At 65.9% G+C, this 20,601-nt stretch carries 19 protein-coding genes; 10 read left to right on the top strand and 9 right to left on the bottom strand.

Annotation, left to right across the window (positions count from 1 at the left end; translation table 11 throughout):
* Positions 1-89 precede the first annotated feature (89 nt).
* Positions 90-605: a hypothetical protein gene (locus E5CHR_RS19120; RefSeq protein WP_162581299.1), complete on the top strand. Its 516-nt coding sequence runs from the start codon at positions 90-92 to the stop codon at positions 603-605.
* Positions 606-609: 4 nt separating this feature from the next.
* Here the strand turns inward: E5CHR_RS19120 and E5CHR_RS19115 are convergent, their stop codons facing one another.
* Together E5CHR_RS19115 and E5CHR_RS19110 are read right to left on the bottom strand one after the other, a co-directional pair.
* Entirely contained in the window at positions 610-843 is a 234-nt protein-coding gene (locus E5CHR_RS19115) for a hypothetical protein (protein WP_162581298.1), read from the bottom strand.
* Positions 844-1,021: 178 nt separating this feature from the next.
* A complete protein-coding gene (locus tag E5CHR_RS19110) occupies positions 1,022-1,288 on the bottom strand; it encodes a hypothetical protein (RefSeq protein WP_162577777.1) in 267 nt (88 codons plus the stop codon).
* A gap of 344 nt (positions 1,289-1,632) precedes the next feature.
* Here E5CHR_RS19110 and E5CHR_RS19105 point away from each other — a divergent pair, with 344 nt between their 5' ends.
* The 3 genes from E5CHR_RS19105 to E5CHR_RS19095 are packed head-to-tail and all read left to right on the top strand — an operon-like array spanning position 1,633 to position 5,080.
* Positions 1,633-3,681: a TonB-dependent siderophore receptor gene (locus tag E5CHR_RS19105; RefSeq protein ID WP_162581297.1), complete on the top strand. Its 2,049-nt coding sequence runs from the start codon at positions 1,633-1,635 to the stop codon at positions 3,679-3,681.
* Between the two features lie 17 nt (positions 3,682-3,698).
* Positions 3,699-4,889: a PepSY-associated TM helix domain-containing protein gene (locus E5CHR_RS19100; RefSeq protein ID WP_162581296.1), complete on the top strand. Its 1,191-nt coding sequence runs from the start codon at positions 3,699-3,701 to the stop codon at positions 4,887-4,889.
* Positions 4,886-5,080, top strand: coding sequence for a hypothetical protein (locus E5CHR_RS19095; RefSeq protein ID WP_162581295.1), 195 nt, complete (start codon positions 4,886-4,888; stop codon positions 5,078-5,080). The genes E5CHR_RS19100 and E5CHR_RS19095 overlap by 4 nt, the downstream gene beginning before the upstream one ends.
* 199 nt (positions 5,081-5,279) lie before the next feature.
* On the opposite strand, the gene E5CHR_RS19090 is transcribed toward E5CHR_RS19095, so the two are convergent.
* The 7 genes from E5CHR_RS19090 to E5CHR_RS19060 all read right to left on the bottom strand — a co-directional run bounded on the left by E5CHR_RS19090 (position 5,280) and on the right by E5CHR_RS19060 (position 13,018).
* Entirely contained in the window at positions 5,280-7,328 is a 2,049-nt protein-coding gene (locus E5CHR_RS19090) for a PAS domain S-box protein (protein ID WP_162581294.1), read from the bottom strand.
* Positions 7,328-8,056, bottom strand: coding sequence for a winged helix-turn-helix domain-containing protein (locus E5CHR_RS19085; RefSeq protein WP_162581293.1), 729 nt, complete (start codon positions 8,054-8,056; stop codon positions 7,328-7,330). Before E5CHR_RS19085 ends, E5CHR_RS19090 begins: the two co-directional genes overlap by 1 nt.
* 150 nt (positions 8,057-8,206) lie before the next feature.
* Complete coding sequence (locus E5CHR_RS19080) at positions 8,207-8,581, bottom strand: TraR/DksA family transcriptional regulator (protein ID WP_162581292.1); 375 nt, start codon at positions 8,579-8,581, stop codon at positions 8,207-8,209.
* Between the two features lie 129 nt (positions 8,582-8,710).
* Complete coding sequence (gene adhP, locus E5CHR_RS19075; RefSeq protein WP_162581291.1) at positions 8,711-9,742, bottom strand: alcohol dehydrogenase AdhP; 1,032 nt, start codon at positions 9,740-9,742, stop codon at positions 8,711-8,713.
* 44 nt (positions 9,743-9,786) lie between these two features.
* Entirely contained in the window at positions 9,787-10,506 is a 720-nt protein-coding gene (phbB, locus tag E5CHR_RS19070) for an acetoacetyl-CoA reductase (protein WP_162581290.1), read from the bottom strand.
* A 2-nt stretch (positions 10,507-10,508) separates the two neighbouring features.
* A complete protein-coding gene (locus tag E5CHR_RS19065) occupies positions 10,509-11,162 on the bottom strand; it encodes a BON domain-containing protein (protein WP_162581289.1) in 654 nt (217 codons plus the stop codon).
* 134 nt (positions 11,163-11,296) lie between these two features.
* The gene (locus tag E5CHR_RS19060) at positions 11,297-13,018 is read right to left on the bottom strand and encodes a PHA/PHB synthase family protein (RefSeq protein ID WP_162581288.1); all 1,722 of its coding nucleotides are present in this window, start codon (positions 13,016-13,018) and stop codon (positions 11,297-11,299) included.
* 175 nt (positions 13,019-13,193) lie between these two features.
* Between E5CHR_RS19060 and E5CHR_RS19055 the strand changes: the two genes are divergently transcribed.
* From E5CHR_RS19055 to E5CHR_RS19030, 6 genes are all read left to right on the top strand, one after another.
* Positions 13,194-13,694 (top strand): universal stress protein, encoded by a 501-nt coding sequence (locus E5CHR_RS19055; RefSeq protein ID WP_162581287.1) that lies wholly within the window; start codon positions 13,194-13,196, stop codon positions 13,692-13,694.
* A gap of 19 nt (positions 13,695-13,713) precedes the next feature.
* Positions 13,714-16,359 (top strand): cation-translocating P-type ATPase, encoded by a 2,646-nt coding sequence (locus tag E5CHR_RS19050; RefSeq protein ID WP_162581286.1) that lies wholly within the window; start codon positions 13,714-13,716, stop codon positions 16,357-16,359.
* A gap of 81 nt (positions 16,360-16,440) precedes the next feature.
* Entirely contained in the window at positions 16,441-18,030 is a 1,590-nt protein-coding gene (locus tag E5CHR_RS19045; RefSeq protein ID WP_162581285.1) for a bifunctional aminoglycoside phosphotransferase/ATP-binding protein, read from the top strand.
* 144 nt (positions 18,031-18,174) lie between these two features.
* Positions 18,175-18,597, top strand: coding sequence for a universal stress protein (locus E5CHR_RS19040; RefSeq protein WP_162581284.1), 423 nt, complete (start codon positions 18,175-18,177; stop codon positions 18,595-18,597).
* Between the two features lies 1 nt (position 18,598).
* Positions 18,599-19,978: a trypsin-like peptidase domain-containing protein gene (locus tag E5CHR_RS19035; protein ID WP_162581283.1), complete on the top strand. Its 1,380-nt coding sequence runs from the start codon at positions 18,599-18,601 to the stop codon at positions 19,976-19,978.
* A 161-nt stretch (positions 19,979-20,139) separates the two neighbouring features.
* Positions 20,140-20,601: a hypothetical protein gene (locus tag E5CHR_RS19030; protein WP_232062117.1), complete on the top strand. Its 462-nt coding sequence runs from the start codon at positions 20,140-20,142 to the stop codon at positions 20,599-20,601.

Raw genomic sequence — 20,601 nt, 5'->3', positions numbered from 1 at the left:
TTCGCCCACACGACCACGGGCAGAAACCGGTTACACAGGCACTCGCGCACATAGGATTGGGCGGTGCCCTAGAGGAATGAGAACCAGACATGAGCAAACGCATTGATGAGATCGAGACCGAACCCCATGCCTTGGCCTTTGCCTCAGAGGCGGGGCTCCGGAGCACAAGGACGTTTGCACGCACCGTGAGTGACTTCTTCCGTCGCAGCGGTGGCGCCGACACGCAAGAACTCATGGTCGCCAAGGCCCGGCACATTGGACAAGCAGCGCTGGCTGCACGAACGGCACAAGAAGCCGCAAACTCAGCGCTCTATAAGCACTGGGACGTGATCAAGGAGCAAGGCATCACGGCATCGCAGTTCATCGCCTTCCTGCAGCCGCTCGCCGATTTAGAGGGCATAACGGTCTCGTACACCTATCTTGATGAGGATGGAACAGAGCTCGTCTACAACCATCGAGGTAGTGACGTTGGCACGGTGAATCCACTGTCCTTGGCGATTCGGGAAAAGAAGTTGTCTCGAGAAAAGGCCCTGACTTTCGCGTTGAATGAAGAAGGCCGGGTCTGGATCGAAAGCAACTTCATCGAGCTAGGCGAACTGAAGTAGGCCCTCACGCCTTGCGCTTGTCCTGGTCGGGCGCGCGCCAAAAGATCGGAATGTCTTCGCGGGCGCAGAGAGCGCGCGCTTCCAACTCCGACAGTTCGGTCACCGTCATACCCGAGCCGTCGCTGTCATCCTCCAAGGTGAAGGGCTGTGACAAAGGTGCGGGCTGGCTGACATCAGGCAGCGAGGAACGTCTTTGGCCTCGCCGGGCAGTTCTTCGTTTTCGGAAATAGCGCAGCATGACTGCAGTCTCGTAGCGAGTACGAATGTGACACGGTCAACACGGAACGAAATCGTGTCAGACAAAGACGCGTGCACGAACTAGCAATCTTGGGGCCGCCTTCCGGGCCATGGCGTCAAGCACATGGCCGAAGGACATGCTGCTATTCCCACGGAGCGCGTGTTGATGGCCGCACCGTTTAGAACTGCGCTTGCCCTGTCCCCGTGCGGTCATGAACCCAGCGCATCGCCTGCTGCTCTGCGTGCCGGATCGCTTCGGCTTCAGTTCCATAGACGATCTCTTCTGTGTCCGTCGGCAGTGGCGTTTCTTCCTCATCTGCTGGGGTGCGTACCAGAACGACGATGGGCTCATATCCGCCGCGTGCCGCCTCGGCGCGCAATTCAAAGCGGAAGCCGCGGTATTCGAGTGAGTGACCGTCGGAGATAGGTGTGCTGGGGTAGGTCATGCATGTAGCCTCTGGAGATCCCGCGATCATGCGCGGGTGCCGGGCGGCAGGGTGCAGGCCCGCGGAGGCAGCAATTGAAGGACGACGCGCCGCAGGAGCACGCGGATCACCGCCAAGCGGTCTTCACCACGGCCGGCGCCATAGGCATTGCTTCGACCGTCACCCGACCGAAGAGTGGTGCAACAGCGAGCTTGTTCACGAACCCCAGATCCGAGAGGGCAAACAGTTCCCAAGGTGGAAGTTCGTCACTAGAATGCGAATCACTCTCAATAACATTTGTGGATCAGGACTTGATTTCCAGCTTTTCAAGGCGGCCCAGGGCCGCATCGCTTCTGGCAGGGTGCATGGCCATTTGTGCTTCATCGCCGACGTTTGCGCAAACCGGCAGCGACGGTACCCTGCCCGAGGTGCGCGTCGATGCGAACGCCGAGGTCGAGACCGCGACCACGCCGGTGATCGGCTATCGCGCGAAGAACGCCGTCACCGCCACCAAGACCGACACGCCGCTGGCCGAGACGCCGCAGGCAGTGACGGTGATCACGCGTGACCAGATCGTCGACCAGGGCGCTACCAACCTGCAGGACGCGCTCACCTACGCCGCCGGCGTGCGCTCGGACGCCTACGGCCTGGATGCCCGAACCGATTCGATCCGCGTGCGCGGCGCCTACCCGGACGTCTTCCTGGACGGCTTGCGCCAGGCGTACGGCTACTACACCAGCACCACGCGCACCGAGCCCTACATGCTGGAGCGCCTCGAGGTGCTGCGTGGCCCCTCGGGCATGCTGTTCGGGTCGGGGACGGCGGCCGGCATCGTCAACATGGTGAGCAAGCGACCGCTGCAGGAAACACAGCGCGAGGTCGGCGTGCAACTCGGCAGCTGGAACCGCCGCCAGCTCCAGGCCGACCTGACCGGCCCGCTGAGTGCCGACGGCCAATGGTCGTATCGGCTGATCGCGGTCGCGCGCGAGGCCGGCACCCAGGTCGACTTCGTGCCCGACGACCGCCGCATGATCGCGCCTTCGCTGACCTGGCGCCCCAGCGCCGCCACCTCGCTTACCCTGCAGGGGCTCTACCAGAAAGACAAGAGCGGAACGACCTCGCAGTTCCTGCCGTGGGAAGGCACGATCCTGCCTAATCCGAACGGCCGCCTGCCGGTGAGCCGCTTCATCGGTGAACCCGGTGACCACTACGACAGCGAGCGCAAGACCTTCGGCTGGCTGTTCGAGCACAAGTTGAACGGCCGCTTCACCTTCCGCCAGAACTTCCGCCACGCCCGTAACGAGAACGACAGCAGCTACCACTACGGCGACTTCTTCACGATTCCTGGCGGCTGGGGCCTGGATCCGATCTTCAAGCGCCGCACGGGCCGCGTTCTCGACAGCTACCTCACGCGCAACCGCATCGACACCCTGGACAACCATCTCGAGAGCCACTTCGAGACGGGCACGCTCAGGCACACGCTGCTGGTCGGCGCCGACTACTCGCGCCAGCGCGAGAACGTCTGGGGTGCCAGCACGTACAGCGACATCGATGCCTACACGCCGCTCTATGGTTTCAGGCAAGAGCCCGAGCGCGTGGCGATGCCGCGCACGAAGCAGCGCGCCACCGGCGCCTACCTGCAGGACCAGATCAAGCTGGGCAACTGGAACTTCATCGCCGGCCTGCGGCACGACCGTGTCGTGTCGGGCGCCGAAGGCAGCGAGGACGCGCGGGACAGCGCGACGACGAAGCGCCTGGGGGTGCTCTACGCCTTTGCTTCCGGCTGGTCGCCGTACGTGAGCTACGCCGAATCCTTCACGCCGCAGTCGCCGCGGATTGGCCATGTGTTCACGCCGCTTCGCGGCGAGCAGTGGGAGCTCGGCGTCAAGTACGAGCCTACCGGCCGCAGCGTCGCGTTCAGCGCTGCCGCCTACGACCTGCGAGAAAAGAACCAGATCTCGCAGCCGCTGCCGAATGTCTACCAGCAGCTGGGCCAGACGAGGACCCGCGGCGTGGAGCTCGAGGCCCGAGGCTCGATCACGCCGAACCTCGACATCACGGCGCACTACAACTACACCGACCTCGATGAACAACTCGAAGGCCTGCCGCGGCACCAGGCCGCGGTGTGGGCCAAGTACCGTTTCGCCATCGCGGGCGTGCGCGGCTTCTCGGCCGGCGCCGGGGTGCGCCATATGGGCGCGTTCCGCGACGTCTCCTTCGGCGGCTACGGCCCGCGCATCCCCGGCGTCACGCTGCTGGACCTGGTGTTCGCCTACGAGTCCGCCAACTGGCGCTATGCGCTGAACATCAACAACGCGACCGACAAGGAGTACTTCAGCACCTGCCTGGCGCGCGGCGATTGCTGGTGGGGCACGCGCCGCAACATCGTGGCGAGCGCCACGTACCGCTTCTAGCCCGAGGAACTCCCGCGATGGACACCAGACGCGTCAAGACCTGGGCCTGGGTGCACAAGTGGAGCAGCCTGGTCTGCACCGTCTTCATGCTGCTCCTGTGCGTCACCGGGCTGCCATTGATCTTCCACCACGAGATCGGCCACCTGCTGGGCACCGAGGTCGAGGCACCGAAGATGGCACCCGGCACGCCGCGCGCGAGCCTGGACGGCGTGGTCGCGACGGCACATGCGCTGCATCCCGATCGCGTGGTGCAGTTCGTCTCCCAGCCGGAGGACGACGACGGGCTCTGGTTCGTCACCCTCACGCCCACGCCGGCGCCCACCGACGACTTCAAATCTGTCGCGGTCGACGCGCGCACCGGCCAGGTGCTGGCCCAGCCCAAGTTCGACGAAGGCTTCATGTGGGTCATGCTCAAGCTCCATGTAGACCTCTTCGCCGGGCTTCCCGGCAAGCTGTTCCTGGGCTTCATGGGCCTGCTGCTGCTGGTGGCCATCGTCAGCGGCGTGGTGCTGTATGCGCCCTTCATGCGCAAGCTCGATTTCGGCACCGTGCGGCGCGAGCGCCGGCCGCGCCTCAAGTGGCTGGACCTGCACAACCTGCTGGGCATCGTCACGCTGGTGTGGGCCTTCACCGTGGGCGCCACGGGCATGATCAATACCTGGGCTGACCTGGTGATCAAGTATTGGCAGTACGACCAGCTGAGCGCGCTGCTCGCGCCCTACAACGGGCAGCCCGAGGTACCCAAGGCCGAGCGCGGCTCGTTGCAGCGTTCGCTGGAAGTCGCGCTCGAGCGCGCGCCGGGAATGAAGGTCTCGTTCATCGCGTTTCCCGGCACGGCTTTCTCGAGTCCGCATCACAACACGGTGTTCCTGCGAGGTAACGAGCCCTTCACCTCGCGGCTGCTGCAGCCGGTGCTGGTGGATGCCAGGAGCAACGAAGTGACCGCAAGTCCGCAGTTGCCCTGGTACCTCACGGCTCTGCTGGTGTCGCAGCCACTGCACTTCGGGGACTACGGCGGCATGCCGATGCAGATCCTCTGGGCGCTGCTGGACATCGCCACCATCATCGTGCTGGGCAGCGGCCTCTACCTGTGGCTCAAGCGCGGCAGGGCCGTGCCCGCCGCCGAAACGCCGCCGGGTGCGCAGGTGCAGGGCGCGCCAGCGGTGCCGGTCGCTCGGCGCTCCGCAACGGCGAAGGCGGGGTCATGACGAAGCCACGTCATTCCTTCTGGCACTTGTGGGGCTGGCCGATCGTGCTGGGCGTGCTCACGTCCGTCGGCTTGGTGTCGGCGCTCTTCAGCGATGGCGGGCTGGGCGATGCTGTGGCTTGGGTCGCACTCGGCATTCCGCCTGCGGCAGGCTTCTGGTACGGCTGGCGGCGCCCGCGCAAGGGCTTCTAGTTCACGGGCACACCCCGCGCCACAGGATCGTGACCGCCATGCCGGCGCGACGCCGAGCCGCAGAATGGCGATGAAATCCTGCCTCGCCAAGGAACCTGACGATGTGCTGCCCGAGCGGTGGATGCACTTCGTAGGCACGACAGTCCCCGATGGGGCGGTGCCCCCCAGACTCCGCAATGGCTCGAAGCGCTTCGGCCCTTCACTGTGCGGCGTTGAGGACCTTCACGATGGCACGCTCGAGTTCGTTGCGCGTGTAGGGCTTGCGCAGCAGCTCCCAGGCCTGCGGCTCCTCGAGCAGCTTGCTGGAATAGCCCGACATCAGCAGCACCGGCAGGCCGGGCAGCTTCGCGTGCGCCGTCTCCGCGAGTTCGGTGCCGCGCATGCCGGGGCCGAGCAGGATGTCGGTGAGCAGCAGCCCGATGCCTGGCTCCGATGCCAGCACGCCCAGCGCTTCTTCGGCGTTGGCGCAAGCGAGGACCTCACAGGCCATCGAATCAAGGAACTTCTCCACCACGCTGCGGACCTCGGGGTCGTCCTCCACCAGCAGAACACGCAGGTTCGCGGGCACGCTGCGCGACGCCGCCGCATCGATGTCCTCGTCAGCGGCGCCTTCTTCGTCAACGCGCGGGAGATAGAGCGTCACCGTGGTGCCTGCGTCGGGCGCGCTGCTGAGATCGACGGCGCCGCGCGATTGCTTGGCGAAGCCGTAGACGGTCGAAAGACCCAGTCCGGTGCCGCGGCCGCTTTCCTTGGTGGTGAAGAAGGGTTCGAAGGCACGCTCCTTGACGGCCTCGGGCATCCCGAAGCCGGTATCCGCGATGGAGATCGCAACATAGCCGGCATCGTGGGCCGGGCCGCGCTCGGCATCGAGGCGAGAGGGCAGGGAGGCGACGGGCCGGCAGACGAAGGCCAATGTGCCGCCTTGCGGCATGGCGTCGCGCGCGTTGATGGCAACGTTCAGCAGCGCGGATTCGAGCTGCCCCGGGTCCGCCAGGCACAGCGCCTCTTCGGCATCGAGCGTGATCAGGATGCGTTGATCGAGCGTGCGGCGCAGCATGTCGGTCAACGAATGCAGCAGCGCGGAGGTGTCGACGACCGTGGGTTGAAGCACCTGGCGGCGCGAGAACGCGAGCAGCTTGCCCGTCAGCTCGGCGCCTCGGCGTGTGGCGCGCGAGGCGCTGCCGACGAGTTGCTGGATGAACGGATCGCCAGCGCACGCGGGAGCATCTTCGAGCACCTGCAGATTGCCCGAAATGATGGTCAGCAGGTTGTTGAAGTCGTGCGCGACGCCTCCGGTCAGCTGGCCGACGGTTTCCAGCCGTTGCGCGTGGTTGAGCGCCTCTTCGCTCTGGGCGCGCTGCAGGACGGTCCCCAGCAAGCTCGAGAGCGAGTCGAGGAATCGAAACTCGTCATCGCCGAAGCGTCTGGGTGTGCTCGAATGCACGGCCAGGACGCCGATGGTGCGGCCACGGTCCAGCAGCGGCACCGCGAGCTCGCTCGGCAACCCATGCTCGATGGCGCGCGAAGCAGCCTGGAAGCGCTGCTCGCGCGCGTGGTCGTCGACCAGTACCGCCTTTGCGTCGGACACGACGCTGCCGGCAGCCGAGCCTGGCGAATTGGGCACCCGATCGCCGACGGCGAGATGCTGCAAGGCGCCGGTGACGGCAGCGACCCGGAACTCGAGGCCGCTCTGCTCCAGCAGGAGGATCTCGGCTGTTTCGACCTGGAGGGCTTCTGCCGCGATTGCCGGGACGAGTTCCAGAAGTTCCTGCGGCTCTCGCGCGTCGACCGCGAAGCGGCCGAACTGGGCGAGATGCTCGGCATACCGGGCCCTCTGCAAGGCCTGCTTGACGCGGGGATAGGCACCCACGCTGCGAATGGCAGCCACGACATAGGGCAGGCCGTGGTCCTGCAGCGGGCTCAGCGCGATCTCGACCATCACCGTGCTGCCGTCGCGCCGCTTGGCGACCAGGTCCATCTGCATACCCATCGGGCGGGTGCGTGGATGGGCTGCGTAGGCGTTGCGGTAGTCGGCATGGCGCGGCCGGATCGCGTCGGGCACCAGCTCGTCGACGGAAAGCCCGACGAGTTCGTCCGCCGAATAGCCCAGCAAGTCGAGTGCGGCCGGATTGGCGAGTCCGATCACGCCCTGGAGATCGACCAGCAGAAGCGCGTCCGGATAGGCTGCAAAGAGCGAGCGGAATACGGCCCCATCGTCGAATCCGGGAACGAGTGATTCCTGCTTCATCAGGCCGCCTCGACCTTGGGCACCAGGATGTAGCCCGCGCCGCGCACCGACTTGATGATCTGTGGGTTGTTCGGGTCGGCTTCCAGCTTCTTGCGCAATCGTCCGATCTGGACGTCGATGGTGCGGTCGAAGGGGCCGCCGTCGCGGCCCCGGGTGTGTTCGAGAAGGAAGTCCCGCGACAGCACGCGGCCTGGGTGGGTCGCCAGCGTGTTCAGCAGATCGAACTCGCCCGTGGTGAGGGACACCTCGCTTCGGCCCGGATCCAGCAGGCGCCGGGCCGCGGTGTCGAGCTCCCACTGCGCAAAGCGCAGCAGCGTTGCGGCCTCGGTAGTTGCCCTCGCCGGCGCGGATTCGGCAGGCGCAAGCCGACGGAGCACGGCCTTGATGCGCGCCAGCAGTTCGCGCAGATCGAATGGCTTGGTCACGTAGTCGTCGGCACCGACCTCCAAGCCGACCACCTTGTCGACAGAATCGCCGCGGCCGGTGACGATCACCAGCCCGCAACGCCAGTGTTCCCTCAATTGGCGGGCGATGGCGAAGCCATCCTCACCCGGCAGGCCCAGGTCCAGCAGCACGAGGATGGGCGCATCACATGCCATCAGGTCCATGAGCGCCGTGCCGGTATGCAGCTGGCTGACGCGGAAACCGTGGCTTGCAAGGTAGTTGGCGAGCAGTAGCGTGATGTCGGCTTCGTCGTCGAGAACCGCAAGATGTGCAGGAGTAGTCACCAGGCGATGTTAGTCGGCTGGCGACGGGCCATCAATCGGGCTGCTGCCCGCCGGCGACGCCACCCCTCCCGCCCCACGGATGGCCCTGCTATAGACGCGGTCTTTGGGAATGCGCCGTGCGCATGCTTCGAGCCCCTTGCGTCGAGCGTCTCAGCGGCGAAGCCTGTCCTCGGCGGCGGCTTGGCAAGCCGCGCAGCGGATGGCGGTGGCTTGCGCCATCAGCCGCTCGCGCGGGATGGGATCCCCGCAGTCAATGCAGACGCCATAGCGGCCGACGGCCATGCGCTGCTGCGCCTGCTCGATGTCGAGCAGCCTGGCTTGGTCGATTTCGATCTCGGCGAAGCGGACGTCGCCGAGACGTTCGACCTCGGCTTCATCGGCATGGGTTCGGACCTCGTGATCCTGAGGCTGAAGAGTGGCTTCGATATCGAGGGAAGCGCCGCGGATTTCATCGAGGACGCTGCGCCTCATGGCTTGGAGTTGATCGGACAGCAGGTGGAGGTCGGTATCGGTCAGGTGTTTCATCGGGGGAACTCACAGGAAGATGGAAGGAAGATGGAAGGAAGACGACACAGTCGCCCACCAGCGCGGCGCTGTTCTCGCCCGCTGCAGCCTGTCCGCACGAGGGCAGCAGCACCGCGCCACCGCATGCAGCTAGACCTCGTCTGTCAAGCGCATGACGACCCGGCCTTCGATCCGGCCCCGGCGCATGTCATCGAATACGTTGTTGATGTTGTCGAGCCGGTCTTCGCTGCAGACCGTGCGCACCTTGCCCTCGCCGGCGAATTCCAGAGCCTCCTGCAGGTCCTTGCGGGTGCCCACGATCGACCCCCGCACGGTCTTGGCATTGAGCACCATGTCGAAAATCGGCAGCGCGAAATCGCCCGGCGGCAGACCCACCATCGACATGGTGCCGCGCTTGTGCAGCATGCCCAGCGCCTGCGCGAAGGCGCTGCGGGAGACCGCGGTCACCAGCACGCCGTGCGCGCCGCGCAAAGCTTTCTGCATCTCCTGGGCGGGATCCTGCTTCGCGGCATTGATCACCATGTCGGCGCCGACCTGGCTGGCCAACTGCAGCTTCTCGTCGTCGATGTCGACGGCAGCGACATGGAACCCCATCGCCTTGGCGTACTGCACCGCCAGGTGGCCCAGGCCGCCGACTCCGGAGATCGCCACCCAATCGCCCGGTTTGCAATCCAGCACCTTGAGTCCCTTGTAGACGGTGACGCCCGCGCAAAGCACGGGCGCGATCTCGGTGAAGCCGACATTCGCCGGCAGGTGCCCCACATAGCCCGGATCGGCGAGCACATACTCTGCGTAGCCGCCGTTGACGGTGTAGCCGGTCATCTGCTGGTGGTCGCACAGCGTCTCCCAGCCGGTGATGCAGTGCTCGCAATGCCCGCAGGCGGTATGCAGCCACGGCACCCCCACGCGGTCGCCTTCCTTGACGTGCTTGACGCCCGCGCCGACAGCCGCGACATGGCCCACGCCCTCGTGGCCGGGAATGAAGGGCAGGGCGGGCTTGACCGGCCAATCGCCTTCTGCGGCATGCAGGTCGGTGTGGCAGACGCCGGAGGCGGCCACCTTGACCAGGACCTGCCCCGGGGGTACCTCGGGCACGGGCACTTCTTCGATCTTGAGGGGTTGTCCGAACGCGTGGACAACCGCGGCTTTCATCGTTCGCATGGCAAGCTCCAGGAGCAGAAAAGGGGAAGGAGAGTTGTGGCCACTCAGGGCATGTACTTGCCGCCGTTCATGGACAGTGTGATGCCACTGATGAAGCCGGCTTCGTCCGCGGCGAGAAAGACGACGCCGCGCGCGATCTCCGCCGGTGTCGCCAGCCGCCCCATCGGGACGGTCTTCAGGATCTGCGCCAGCGCGTCGGGCGGCACCGCACGGACCATGGCGGTGTCGGTATAGCCCGGCGCCACGACGTTGGCCGTGATGTTGCGGGACGCGCCTTCGAGCGCGAGGGACTTCGTGAAGCCGACCAGCCCCGCCTTGGTCGCGGCGTAGTTGGTCTGCCCGGCCTGCCCCGAGAGCCCGTTGACCGAGCTCATGTTGACGATGCGGCCGAAGCGGCGCTCCCGCATGCCCTCGATCACAGCTCGGCACATGTTGAAGCAGCCGCCCAGATTGACGTCGAGCACCTCGCGCCACTGCTCGAGCGTCATCTTGTGCAGCATCGCGTCGCGCGTGATGCCGGCATTGTTGATCAGCACCTCGATCGGCCCCAGGGCAGCCTCCACGCGGCCCACGCCCGTCTTGCACGCGGCCGGATCGGCCACGTTCCACGCGAATGCGGGTATGCCGGTTCGCGCGGTGAACGCCTCCGCCGCCTGCGTGTTGCCGCCGTAGTTGGAGGCGACCCGGTAGCCTGCGGCCGAAAGGGCTTCGGCTACGGCGGCTCCGATGCCAACGGTTCCGCCGGTGACCAGTGCGACACGCATCGTCAGGCTTCAACGAGCAGCTTGTTGATCACGTTGGCGACGCCCGGCGCCGACCATGCGGCCCCCTGGGCGGCCTTGCGTTCGGCCCAGGAATGGACCTTCCCGCTGAGCGTGACATGGGCACCGTTGACCTCGATCTTGATTCGCTCGGCTTCGCGACCTGCCTGGCGCTCCAGTGCTTCCTGGATCTTCTTTTCGACGTCGGCCGCCGTGAACTTCGGCTTCACGGCAACCAGGTTCGTGACGCCGGTGACGCCGAGCAGGTCGCGCACGGCATTTTCAGCCGCCCTGCGCTGGTAGTCCCATTCGACTTCTCCATTGAGCGTGACCCAGCCGTTCTCCAACATCGGATGGATCTTGTCGTCGGGCACGAGCACGTTCCACTCGATGGCGCGCTCCACGGCAGCGGCAATGTCAGCGTCGGTCCGCGTGTAGTCGGCGGCGAGCTTGACCGGCATCTCGATCGCCAGCGCCTTCACGCCCTTGACGCGCTGCGCAGCGCGCTCGATGGCGTACTTCTCGGCGTGGCTGGAGGGATGCCCGGTCAACGTGACGACGCCGTCCTTGACGATCACGCCGACGTCGGTGGCGGTGATCGCCGGGTCCCAGTTCAGTTCGGCGACGACATCGCTTCTGAGTTGTGCATCGGATCTCATGGGAATTCCTTTCGAGGGTGGGTGGATGACATTCATGGCGCCCCTGGTTTCAGGTTCGCGATGCCTGTGAGATCACTTTAGGACCGACCTGCGGCTTGAGCGTTGCGCTGGATCAAGCGATTGGCACGGCGTGCTCAATGCGCCATGACATAGGTGCCGGGTGCATCGCAAAGGGGGGCGTAGCCGAGCTCCGCATGGCCCATGCGCGGCGGCTTGCACCGAGGCCCCGAGCGAGCCGCCAGCCATGCCTGCAGTGCAGGCCACCATGAGCCCTCCACGTGTTCGGCGCGAGCGACGTACTCATCCGGTGATACGTAGGGGGCATTCCTGGCACGGTGGAGGACCCGACAGTGGCGGTGCGCGTGACCGGGCTCGCTCACGATGCCGGCGTTGTGGCCGCCGTTGGTGAGAACGAAGCTGATCTCGGTATCGCATAGCAAATTCAGTTTGTAGACGGAGCGCCAGGGTGCGACATGGTCGGTTTGCGTCGCGACGGCGAAGATCGGTGCCTCGATGTCGCCCAACGAGACCGGTCGTCCGTTTACCAGGTATTGGCCACGCGCAAGCGCGTTGTCGAGGAACAGGCTGCGCAGGTAGTCGGCGTGCATTCGGTAGGGCATGCGCGTGCCGTCAGTGTTCCAGGCCATCAGATCGGTCATCGGACTGCGCTCGCCGAGGAGGTAGTTCTGCACCATGGGCGACCAGATGAGGTCGATGGCGCGCAACAGGTTGAAGGCGCCTGCCATCTGGCTCGAATCCAGATAGCCCTGGCGCGCCATCAGGTCTTCCATGAAGCTGAGCTGGCTCTCGTCGATGAAAAGGCCGAGTTCTCCCGGCTCCGTGAAATCCGTCTGTGCCGCCAGCAGCGACACCGTCGCGAGGCGATCGTCGCCGTCGCGCGCCATGGCCGCCGCGCCGATGGCCAGCAGCGTTCCTCCCAGGCAGTAACCCACTGCGTGCACGCGCCTCCGGGGCACGATGGCGTTGATCGCGTCGAGGCTGGCCATGAAGCCTTGCGCCAAGTAGTCGTTGATGCCGAGGTCCCGATCATCCGAATCGGGGTTTCTCCACGAAATCGCGAACACGGTGTGACCCTTGTCGACCAGATAGCGGATCAGAGAGTTGTGCGGGGAGAGATCGAGGATGTAGTACTTCATGATCCACGCGCTCATGATCAACAGCGGCTCGGGATGGACCTTGGCCGTCGTGGGCGCATATTGGATAAGCTCCATGAGGTGGTTGCGCAAGACGACCTTTCCGGGGGTGATTGCCACCTGGCGCCCGGGTACGAAATCCTCGGCAGCTTTCGGCGGCAGGCGCTGGAGGCTGCGCTGCAGGTCTTCCGCAAAGTTCCGGGCGCCTTGCAGCAGGTTCATCCCGCCGGTCGCGGCGGTTCTTTGCAGGACGAGCGGGTGGGTCGCGGGCCAGTTCGCCGGAGAGCAGATCTCGTGCAACTGCCTTGCCGCGAAGGCGACGACTTGCCCGTGGTGGCGCTCGACACCGGGTACGCCTTCGGTCAATTGCCGCAGCCACTGGCCGCTTGTGCGGAACGCCTGGCGATACAGGGTGAAGGGCCATGCATCCCACGAAGGGTCTGCGAGGCGGCGGTCGTCTTCGTGCGAGTCCGGGGTCGGCGGTTCACGGGGAGGCAATGCCTGGAAGGCCTGGCCAGTGGCCTCGACCGCCCGCGTCAGCGGGCCGCTCACGAGCACTTGGGCGCTGCGCACGGGCTGCGCTGCGAGGTGGATGGCCCAGTCCGACCAGGCCAGCATCATCGCCGCGGGCGAAATCCCTCTGGTCAGCTGGCCCATGACGGCATGCAGCGTCCGGTCCAGTGCCTCGACTTTGTCTTCCATCTACATCCTCGAATTGATTGCCGATGGCGTCCAAGTCTGGGTGCTTGGGCGGTCGAGCCATTTGATGGATGTCAAGGCGCCGCAATGTCGGTCCGTGTGTTGATGCGGATCAAGGCCAAGGGAGCTGCAGGCGCTGAAACTGACAAGAACATCTTTTTCACCCGAGGACCTGGCCATGTACCAACGCATTCTTGTTCCCGTCGATGGCAGCACGACCTCCCTCAGGGGCCTGGACGAGGCGCTTCGTCTGGCCAAGCTCACGGGCGCAGCGCTGCGACTCGTCCACGTCGTGGACGAACTGAAGTATGTGACCGGCTTCGAGACCTTTGCCGCCTACAACTCGGACCTCGTCCCGCTCATGGCTGAAGCGGGCGAGCAGATCCTCCAGCAAGGGACCGAGATCGCAGCGCGTGCCGGCGTGGAGGCCGAAACCGTTCTCTTCACCTCGGCCGCTGGCCGCGTATCGGAACTCGTGGCCGAGCAGGCGAGAGCCTGGAACGCCGACCTGATCGTGATCGGCACGCATGGTCGCCATGGTGTCGGCCGTGCGCTGCTGGGCAGCGATGCGGAGCAGATACTGCGCATCTCGCCGGTCCCGGTGCTGCTGGTCAATGCCCGCCCGAGGGCGGGTGACGCAAGCAGCGCGGTGGCACCGCAAGTCGCAGCCGACGCATGAGAGATCTCCGGCCCGCCTCATGAGCGGTGATCAAGACCTGGCGATCGGAAACGCGCACCTGCATCCGGCAGAGGCCATTGCCGCGCACCTGGAGGTGGATCCGCGGATTGGCTTGACGGCTGACCAGGCGAAGCGGCGGCGGGATATTCACGGCGAAAACCGGCTCCCCGAAGCGGCTCCGCGCGGCCTGATCCGGCGTGTCTGCGATCAGTTCCGTGACTTCATGGTGCTGGTCCTGCTTTCGGCTGCGCTGCTGTCGGGATTCATCGGGGATGTTGCGGATACGGTGGCGATCGCGGCCATCGTGCTGCTCAATGCCGCGATCGGGCTGACGCAGGAGTGGCGCGCAGAGCGCGCGCTCGACGCATTGAAGCGCCTGGCTGCGGCGCACACGACCGTGCGTCGCGAAGGTCTCTCGCTGACGATCGATACCGCGCACGTGGTGCCCGGCGACGTGGTGCTGCTGGAGGCGGGCAATCTCGTCCCCGCCGATCTGCGCCTGCACAAGGTGGCGCAACTGCGGGTGGACGAGTCGACGCTGACGGGAGAATCCGTCACGGTGGATAAGCACACCGCGCACCTCGGCGAAGGTGAACATCCACTGGGCGACCGGCTGAACATGGCCTTCAAGGGAACGCTGGTCACGCATGGTCGCGCCGAAGGCGTGGTGGTCGCCACCGGCCAGCAGACGGAACTCGGCCGCATCGCCGGCCTCCTGCGGGACGCGGAGGCGCGAAGCACGCCGCTCCAGCTTCGCCTTGCCGACTTCGGCAGGCGGCTTTCGCTCGTGGTCCTGTTGATCTGCGGGCTGGTTTTCACCATGGGTGTGCTGCGAGGCGAGCCGGTGCTGCTGATGGCCCTCACGGCCGTGAGCCTCGCAGTGGCGGCCATTCCCGAGGCGCTGCCCGCGGTCGTTACGGTTCTCCTGGCGCTCGGTGCCCGTCGCATGGTGAAGGTGAATGCCCTGGTCCGCCGGCTGCCATCGGTGGAGACACTGGGATCGATCAGCGTGATCTGCTCCGACAAGACCGGCACGCTGACCCAGAACCGCATGCGGGTTCAGGCTGTCGAATATCCCGGCGGCGGAACACCGGAACCGTTGTGGACCGCGGCGCTGCTTTGCAACGACGCGAGCCTGAACGCCAACGACGCCTGGGTGGGCGACCCGACCGAGACCGCGCTTGTCGAGGCCGCGATGGCAAGCGGCATGGACCCGCGGGCCATCCGCGCGTCGCGCGTGCGGCTTCACGAATGGCCTTTCGATTCCGAGCGAAAGCGGATGAGCACCTTGCATCGCGAGGGCGGCGACTGGGTCGTCTTGACCAAAGGTGCTCCCGAAGCGCTCGTGCCCCGCTGCACGCGCGTGGCCCGCGGGCAGCAGGAGGCCGCACTCGACGTCGCCCTGGCTTTGAGCGTGGCGGCAGCGATGGCCGAGCAGGGCTTGCGCGTTCTCGCCGTGGCCCGGCGTTCGTTCGGCGGGGATCCCGCCGGACAGTCTGCAGACACCGTTGAGGCCGACCTGGTCCTGCTCGGTCTCGTGGGTCTGGCAGACCCACCGCGTCCCGAAGTAAAGGCAGCTGTCTCGGATTGCCGCAGCGCAGGCATCACGCCGGTGATGATCACCGGCGACCACCCGGCGACTGCGCTGGCCATTGCGCGCGAGCTCGGCATTGCGGACGACCACTCGCCAGTATTGACGGGCGTGCAGCTCGCCGCACTCGACGACGCCGCGCTGCGACGCCTGGCCGGGGACGTCCAGGTGTACGCACGGGTCGATCCGGCCCAGAAGATTCGCATCGTGCGGGCGCTCCAGGCGCAAGGCCAGTTCGTCGCGATGACTGGCGATGGCGTCAACGACGCACCGGCACTGAAGCAGGCCGACATCGGCGTTGCCATGGGGCTCGGCGGCACCGACGTGGCACGCGAGGCGGCGAGCCTCGTGCTCCTCGACGACAACTTCGCCACCATCGTGGCCGCGGTCCGCGAGGGAAGGCGCATCTTCGACAACATCCGCAAGTTCGTCCGCTACGCGATCACCGGGAACTCCGCAGAGATCTGGACCTTGCTGCTTGCTCCGCTCGTGGGCATGCCGATTCCACTGCTGCCGCTGCATATCCTCTGGATCAACCTGGTGACCGATGGACTGCCCGGCCTGGCGTTTGCCGCAGAACCCGCCGAACGAGGCGTGATGCGGCGGCCTCCGCGCGCCCCCGGCGAAAGCCTGTTCGCAGGTGGAACCTGGCAGCACATCCTGTGGGTGGGGCTGCTGATCGCAGGCCTGTGCCTTGGCATCCAGGCCTGGGCCTTGAAGACAGGCATGCATTGGCAAACGATGGTGTTCACGGTGCTCACGCTCTCGCAGATGGGATACGTGCTGGCCATTCGGTCGGAGAGCGATTCGCTCTTGACGCTGGGACTGCGCAGCAATTCGCCCATGGCCGGTGCGGTGTTGTCGACCTTCGTGCTTCAACTTGCCGTTGTCTATGTACCGCCGTTGCAGGAGGTATTTCGCACCGAAGCGCTGGCGGCCGGCGAGTTGGCGATATGTCTGGGCTGCTCGGTAGTGGTATTCGTGGCGGTCGAAACGGAGAAATGGTTGCGTCGGTCGGCACGGTACCTTCGGCCGCAGGAAGCGCCGATCCCGCGCCGGGGGCCGGCTGGCTAGCGAGCGCTCCGTCGAGGCACGCCAGGTCGGTAACGCGCTTTGCGCGAGAGCACACAGGAAGATCAGGTGCACACTCCTGGAATGAGCACGTCCACATCGACTGCCGCCGCCGACCGCACGCTGGTGACGGCCTTGCGTGAGCGCCTGCAGCTCGACACCGGCGAGGCGGTATCGCTGGTGGAGACTCACATCTCCTGGGTGCTGCTGACCTCGCGGTTGGCCTACAAGCTCAAGAAGCCCGTCTATCTGGGTTTCGTCGACTTCAGCACACTGGCGGCCCGCAAGCACTTCTGCGAAGAGGAGGTGCGCCTCAATCGGCGGCTCGCGCCTTCGCTCTACATCGGCGTGGTCGCCGTCTGCGGCAGCGCGCAGGCGCCGCACCTCGGAGAAGGCGACCCCATCGAATTTGCCGTCTGCATGCGGCGCTTTTCCGAAGATGCATTGCTGCAACGACTGGTGCCGGCCGGACGGCTGGAGCTTGACCGCCTTGAACAGTTCGCGCATCGGTTGGCCAGTTTCCACGGGCGGGCACAGATCGCCGCACCGGAGTCGGAGTTCGCAACGCCGGACCAGGTGGGTCGTCCGGTGGTCGATGCGTTGGCACGTCTGCGCGTCGATGCCGGCGCGCGGCCCACCAGAGATCTGCAGACTTGGATTTTCGAGCAAAGGAAGGCGTTGCGCACGGCCTGGTTCGCGAGGCAGCGCAGTGGTGCAGTTCGGGAGTGCCATGGCGACCTTCATCTGGCCAACGTGGTGCTGATCGACGACCAGCTGACCGCCTTCGACTGCATCGAGTTCGATCCTGCTCTGCGCTGGATCGACGTGATGAGCGACGTCGCCTTTCTCACGATGGACCTGGAAGCGCACGGCCGCAGGGATCTCGCGTTCCGCTTTCTCGATGCGTACCTGCAGCACAGCGGCGACTACGCGGGCATGCAGGTGTTGCGCTTCTATGAGGTGTACAGGGCACTCGTGCGTGCGTTGGTGGGCCGCTTCCGTGTGCGTGCCGGCGCTGCGCAGCCCGGCGGACCCGACTACCTCGCCTGCGCAACACGACTTGCGCGGATGCCGAACAGCGCGCCCCGCCTGATGCTCACGCACGGGCTGTCCGGTTCGGGCAAGTCGACCATGGCTGCGGCGCTGCTGGCGGTCGCGGGCGCGATCCGCATCCGGTCGGATGTCGAGCGCAAGCGTCTTTTCGGACTGGAGCCACACGAGCGCTCCATCGACCACCCTACGAATATCTACTCGCGGGAGGCGACCGAACGTACGTTCGCCCGTTTGGCCGAGTGCGCGCGCACGGCCCTGCAGGCCGGCTATCCGGTGATCGTCGACGCCGCCTTCCTGCGCCGCGACGAGCGGCTGTTGTTCCGCGCCTTGGCGGCGCAACTGCACGTGCCCTTCTCGATTCTTCGCTGCCGCGCCGGCGAAGCGGACTTGCGCAGGCGGATCGTGGCGCGGGAGGCGCAGGGACGCGACCCGTCCGAGGCGACCCTGGACGTGCTGGAGCGACAGCTTGCGACGCAGGAGCCCTTGGATCCGGGTGAATGCGCCGCGGTCCTCGACGTTGCCACGGACGCGCCGGTGGATGTGGATGCGCTTGGCGCGCGCTGGCTTGCGCTTTCCCTGCCGCCAATCACTCGAAGGCCAGCGGGCTGGTCGGCAAGCTGACTGTCTTCAAGGGTTGAACCTGTTCGGGGATGTTCAGCCTCGGCATCGACGGCGCGCCGGATGTTGATCTGGCGCAAAGGAGATCGATGAGCACGGGACGAGCATCAGGCCATCCGAAGTTTCGAAGGAAGGAGCAGCAGGCTCATGAAAATTCTTCTCGCAGTGGATGGCAGCGACTACACGAAACGCATGCTCTCCTATCTGGCAGCGCACAAGGACGCACTGGGCGCGGGTCACGCCTACACCGTCTTCTATGCGGTTCTCCCGGTCACGCATCGGGCTGCCGCGTTCGCGGGCCCCGAGCTCGTTCATGGCTACTACGAAGACGACGCACGCGTGGTGCTGGGGCCGGTTCGAACGTTTCTTTCGGAACATGGCATCGAGGCCGCCTTCGTTCACAAGGTGGGCCATCCAGCCGAGGAAATCGCTTCGTATGCAGAAGCGGGCAACTTCGATCTGCTGGTCATGGGATCCCACGGTGCCGGCGCATTGAAGAACCTCGTGCTGGGGTCGGTCGCCACGAAGGTGCTGGCGCGATGCTCGGTGCCGGTCCTGTTGGTGCGCTGAGGTGCCGACCAGGCCATTCGCGCGCGGGCTGCTGGCGGCGACGCTCGGCGCACTTGCGTTCCTCGGCGCGGCGCATGCGTGGTCTCACGACGGGCCCTGTCTCGACCCGTCCGATTCTTTGAGTCGGGGAGGCGATTTCGTGGCAGCCGTGCGGCGGCAGGCGCCGGCTGTCGTGCGTGTTCTGAGCATCGCCCCGGGCACGGACTGGGGCGGCAGCGATGAGGTGGGGATGCCGGCACGATCGCTGCTGGAGTCGGAGCGCTCGTCGGCATCGGGGTTCGTCGTCGATGCCGACGGGTACATACTGACCAGCGCGCATGTGGTGCTCGGGGGCCAGGAGACATCGGTCCTCGTCGGGGGACGGCATCGTTGGCCGGCTGCTGTCGTCGGGCTCGACCGACGCACCGACCTGGCGCTATTGAAGATCGCTGCCACGAACCTGCCGGCCGCCGCGATCGGCAGCAGCGCGAGCCTTTGCGCCGGAGAATGGGTGGCGGCGCTGGGGGCGCCTTTCGGGTTCGAGCAGAGCGTGACGGCAGGCATGGTGAGCGCCAATCCGCGTTTCCTGCCGGGCGGCAGCGGCGAGCCGCTGATCCAGACCGATGTCGCGCTCAATCCTGGGAATTCTGGCGGGCCTCTTTTAAACAAGCACGGGGAAGTCGTCGGGATGAACTCGATGACCTATTCGGCGAGCGGCCGATACACAGGGGTTTCGTTCAGCCTGCCGATCGACACCGCGATGCGAATCGCCGCCGAGCTCCGGTCGACGGGGCGCGTGACGCGCGGCCAGATCGGGGCTCGGACCCAGGCCCTGACCCCGGATCTTGCGCTGGCCTTCGGGCTCGACGCTCCGTTGGGGGCGCTGATCGTGCGCGTCGATGCTGACGGACCTGCGGCGAAAGCCGGGCTCCGCAGCGGGGACGTTGTGCTGAGTATCGACGGCAGCGCGGCAATGCCTTACGCGGAAATCCAGCAGCGCGTGGCGGCTGCCCGTCCCGGCGCTTCGATCATGCTTGACGTCTGGCGGCGCAAGGCGCCGCTGACGGTGAAACTCGCCGTTGCGGAAGGCGTTCCCGATCTTCCGCAGCGCATCGCCTCGCAAGACACTCGCGAGGCGCGACTGGGACTCGATCTTGCCGAGCGCACAGCCAAGCAGGCAGGCGGCCCGGTCGAGGCGGGAATCTACGTGAGATCCACCTCCGGATCGGCCCGGCGGGCGGGTCTTCGCCTCGGCGACGTGATCCTCGCCGTCAACGATGTGGGAGTCTCCGCGATCAATGAACTGGACAGGGCGCTCGAAGCGACCCACCAGGGCGAGACCGTGGCGCTGTTGGTCAGGCGCGGCTCGATCACCAGCTTCGTGCCGGTGGCGCCGCCCTGAAGGGAGGTTCGGCCAGGCGTCCGCGCCGATCGGGGTTCGTTGACCGGGAGACGTGTTCTCCGGCGGCCGCGATTTGATCTTCGTCAAGCAGACAGTCTGGTGCAGGGAGCATGCTCCTGGCGATGACCCCACGGCATGCAACCGCATCGAAAGGAACTGAAATGAAATACCCCGCCCTCATGACCGCAGCGCTGATGTCGCTGGCGGGTTGTTCATCGTTTCCAGGAGCAGGAGCAGGAGCAGGAGCGGGAGTGGGAGCAGGAGCCAAGGAGGCGGACGAGCACGCAGCACATCACATGGCGAGCGCCGAGGGGAAGGCCGACAGCGCCAGGATCGACGAGCAGATGAAGTTGATGCAGGACATGCATCAAAAGATGATGGCCGCCAAGACTCCCGCAGAGCGCGCGGCGCTGATGAAGGATCATATGCGCGCGATGCAGGGCAGCATGAACATGATGAGCCAGATGAAGAGCGGCATGCGCAGACACGGTGCCGGCAAGTCCTCGCTGCGGGAGGAGCCGACCATGCAGGCAGACATGATGGAGCGCCGCATGGACATGATGGAAATGATGATGCAGATGATGATGGACCTGGAAACTGCGAAGCCGCAGGCCCCCAGGTAG

Source organism: Variovorax sp. PBS-H4, from assembly GCF_901827205.1.
Taxonomy (GTDB): domain Bacteria; phylum Pseudomonadota; class Gammaproteobacteria; order Burkholderiales; family Burkholderiaceae_C; genus Variovorax.
This window is presented reverse-complemented; position numbering and strand designations above follow the sequence as displayed.

Coding starts and splice junctions, on each gene's coding strand:
- E5CHR_RS19115 (WP_162581298.1), bottom strand. CDS start 843: ATGCTGCGCTATTTCCGAAAACGAAGAACTGCCCGGCGAGGCCAAAGA.
- E5CHR_RS19120 (WP_162581299.1), top strand. CDS start 90: ATGAGCAAACGCATTGATGAGATCGAGACCGAACCCCATGCCTTGGCC.
- E5CHR_RS19040 (WP_162581284.1), top strand. CDS start 18,175: ATGAAAATTCTTCTCGCAGTGGATGGCAGCGACTACACGAAACGCATG.
- E5CHR_RS19100 (WP_162581296.1), top strand. CDS start 3,699: ATGGACACCAGACGCGTCAAGACCTGGGCCTGGGTGCACAAGTGGAGC.
- E5CHR_RS19045 (WP_162581285.1), top strand. CDS start 16,441: ATGAGCACGTCCACATCGACTGCCGCCGCCGACCGCACGCTGGTGACG.
- E5CHR_RS19080 (WP_162581292.1), bottom strand. CDS start 8,581: ATGAAACACCTGACCGATACCGACCTCCACCTGCTGTCCGATCAACTC.
- E5CHR_RS19110 (WP_162577777.1), bottom strand. CDS start 1,288: ATGACCTACCCCAGCACACCTATCTCCGACGGTCACTCACTCGAATAC.
- E5CHR_RS19090 (WP_162581294.1), bottom strand. CDS start 7,328: ATGAAGCAGGAATCACTCGTTCCCGGATTCGACGATGGGGCCGTATTC.
- E5CHR_RS19030 (WP_232062117.1), top strand. CDS start 20,140: ATGAAATACCCCGCCCTCATGACCGCAGCGCTGATGTCGCTGGCGGGT.
- adhP (WP_162581291.1), bottom strand. CDS start 9,742: ATGCGAACGATGAAAGCCGCGGTTGTCCACGCGTTCGGACAACCCCTC.
- E5CHR_RS19060 (WP_162581288.1), bottom strand. CDS start 13,018: ATGGAAGACAAAGTCGAGGCACTGGACCGGACGCTGCATGCCGTCATG.
- E5CHR_RS19065 (WP_162581289.1), bottom strand. CDS start 11,162: ATGAGATCCGATGCACAACTCAGAAGCGATGTCGTCGCCGAACTGAAC.
- phbB (WP_162581290.1), bottom strand. CDS start 10,506: ATGCGTGTCGCACTGGTCACCGGCGGAACCGTTGGCATCGGAGCCGCC.
- E5CHR_RS19055 (WP_162581287.1), top strand. CDS start 13,194: ATGTACCAACGCATTCTTGTTCCCGTCGATGGCAGCACGACCTCCCTC.
- E5CHR_RS19095 (WP_162581295.1), top strand. CDS start 4,886: ATGACGAAGCCACGTCATTCCTTCTGGCACTTGTGGGGCTGGCCGATC.
- E5CHR_RS19050 (WP_162581286.1), top strand. CDS start 13,714: ATGAGCGGTGATCAAGACCTGGCGATCGGAAACGCGCACCTGCATCCG.
- E5CHR_RS19105 (WP_162581297.1), top strand. CDS start 1,633: ATGGCCATTTGTGCTTCATCGCCGACGTTTGCGCAAACCGGCAGCGAC.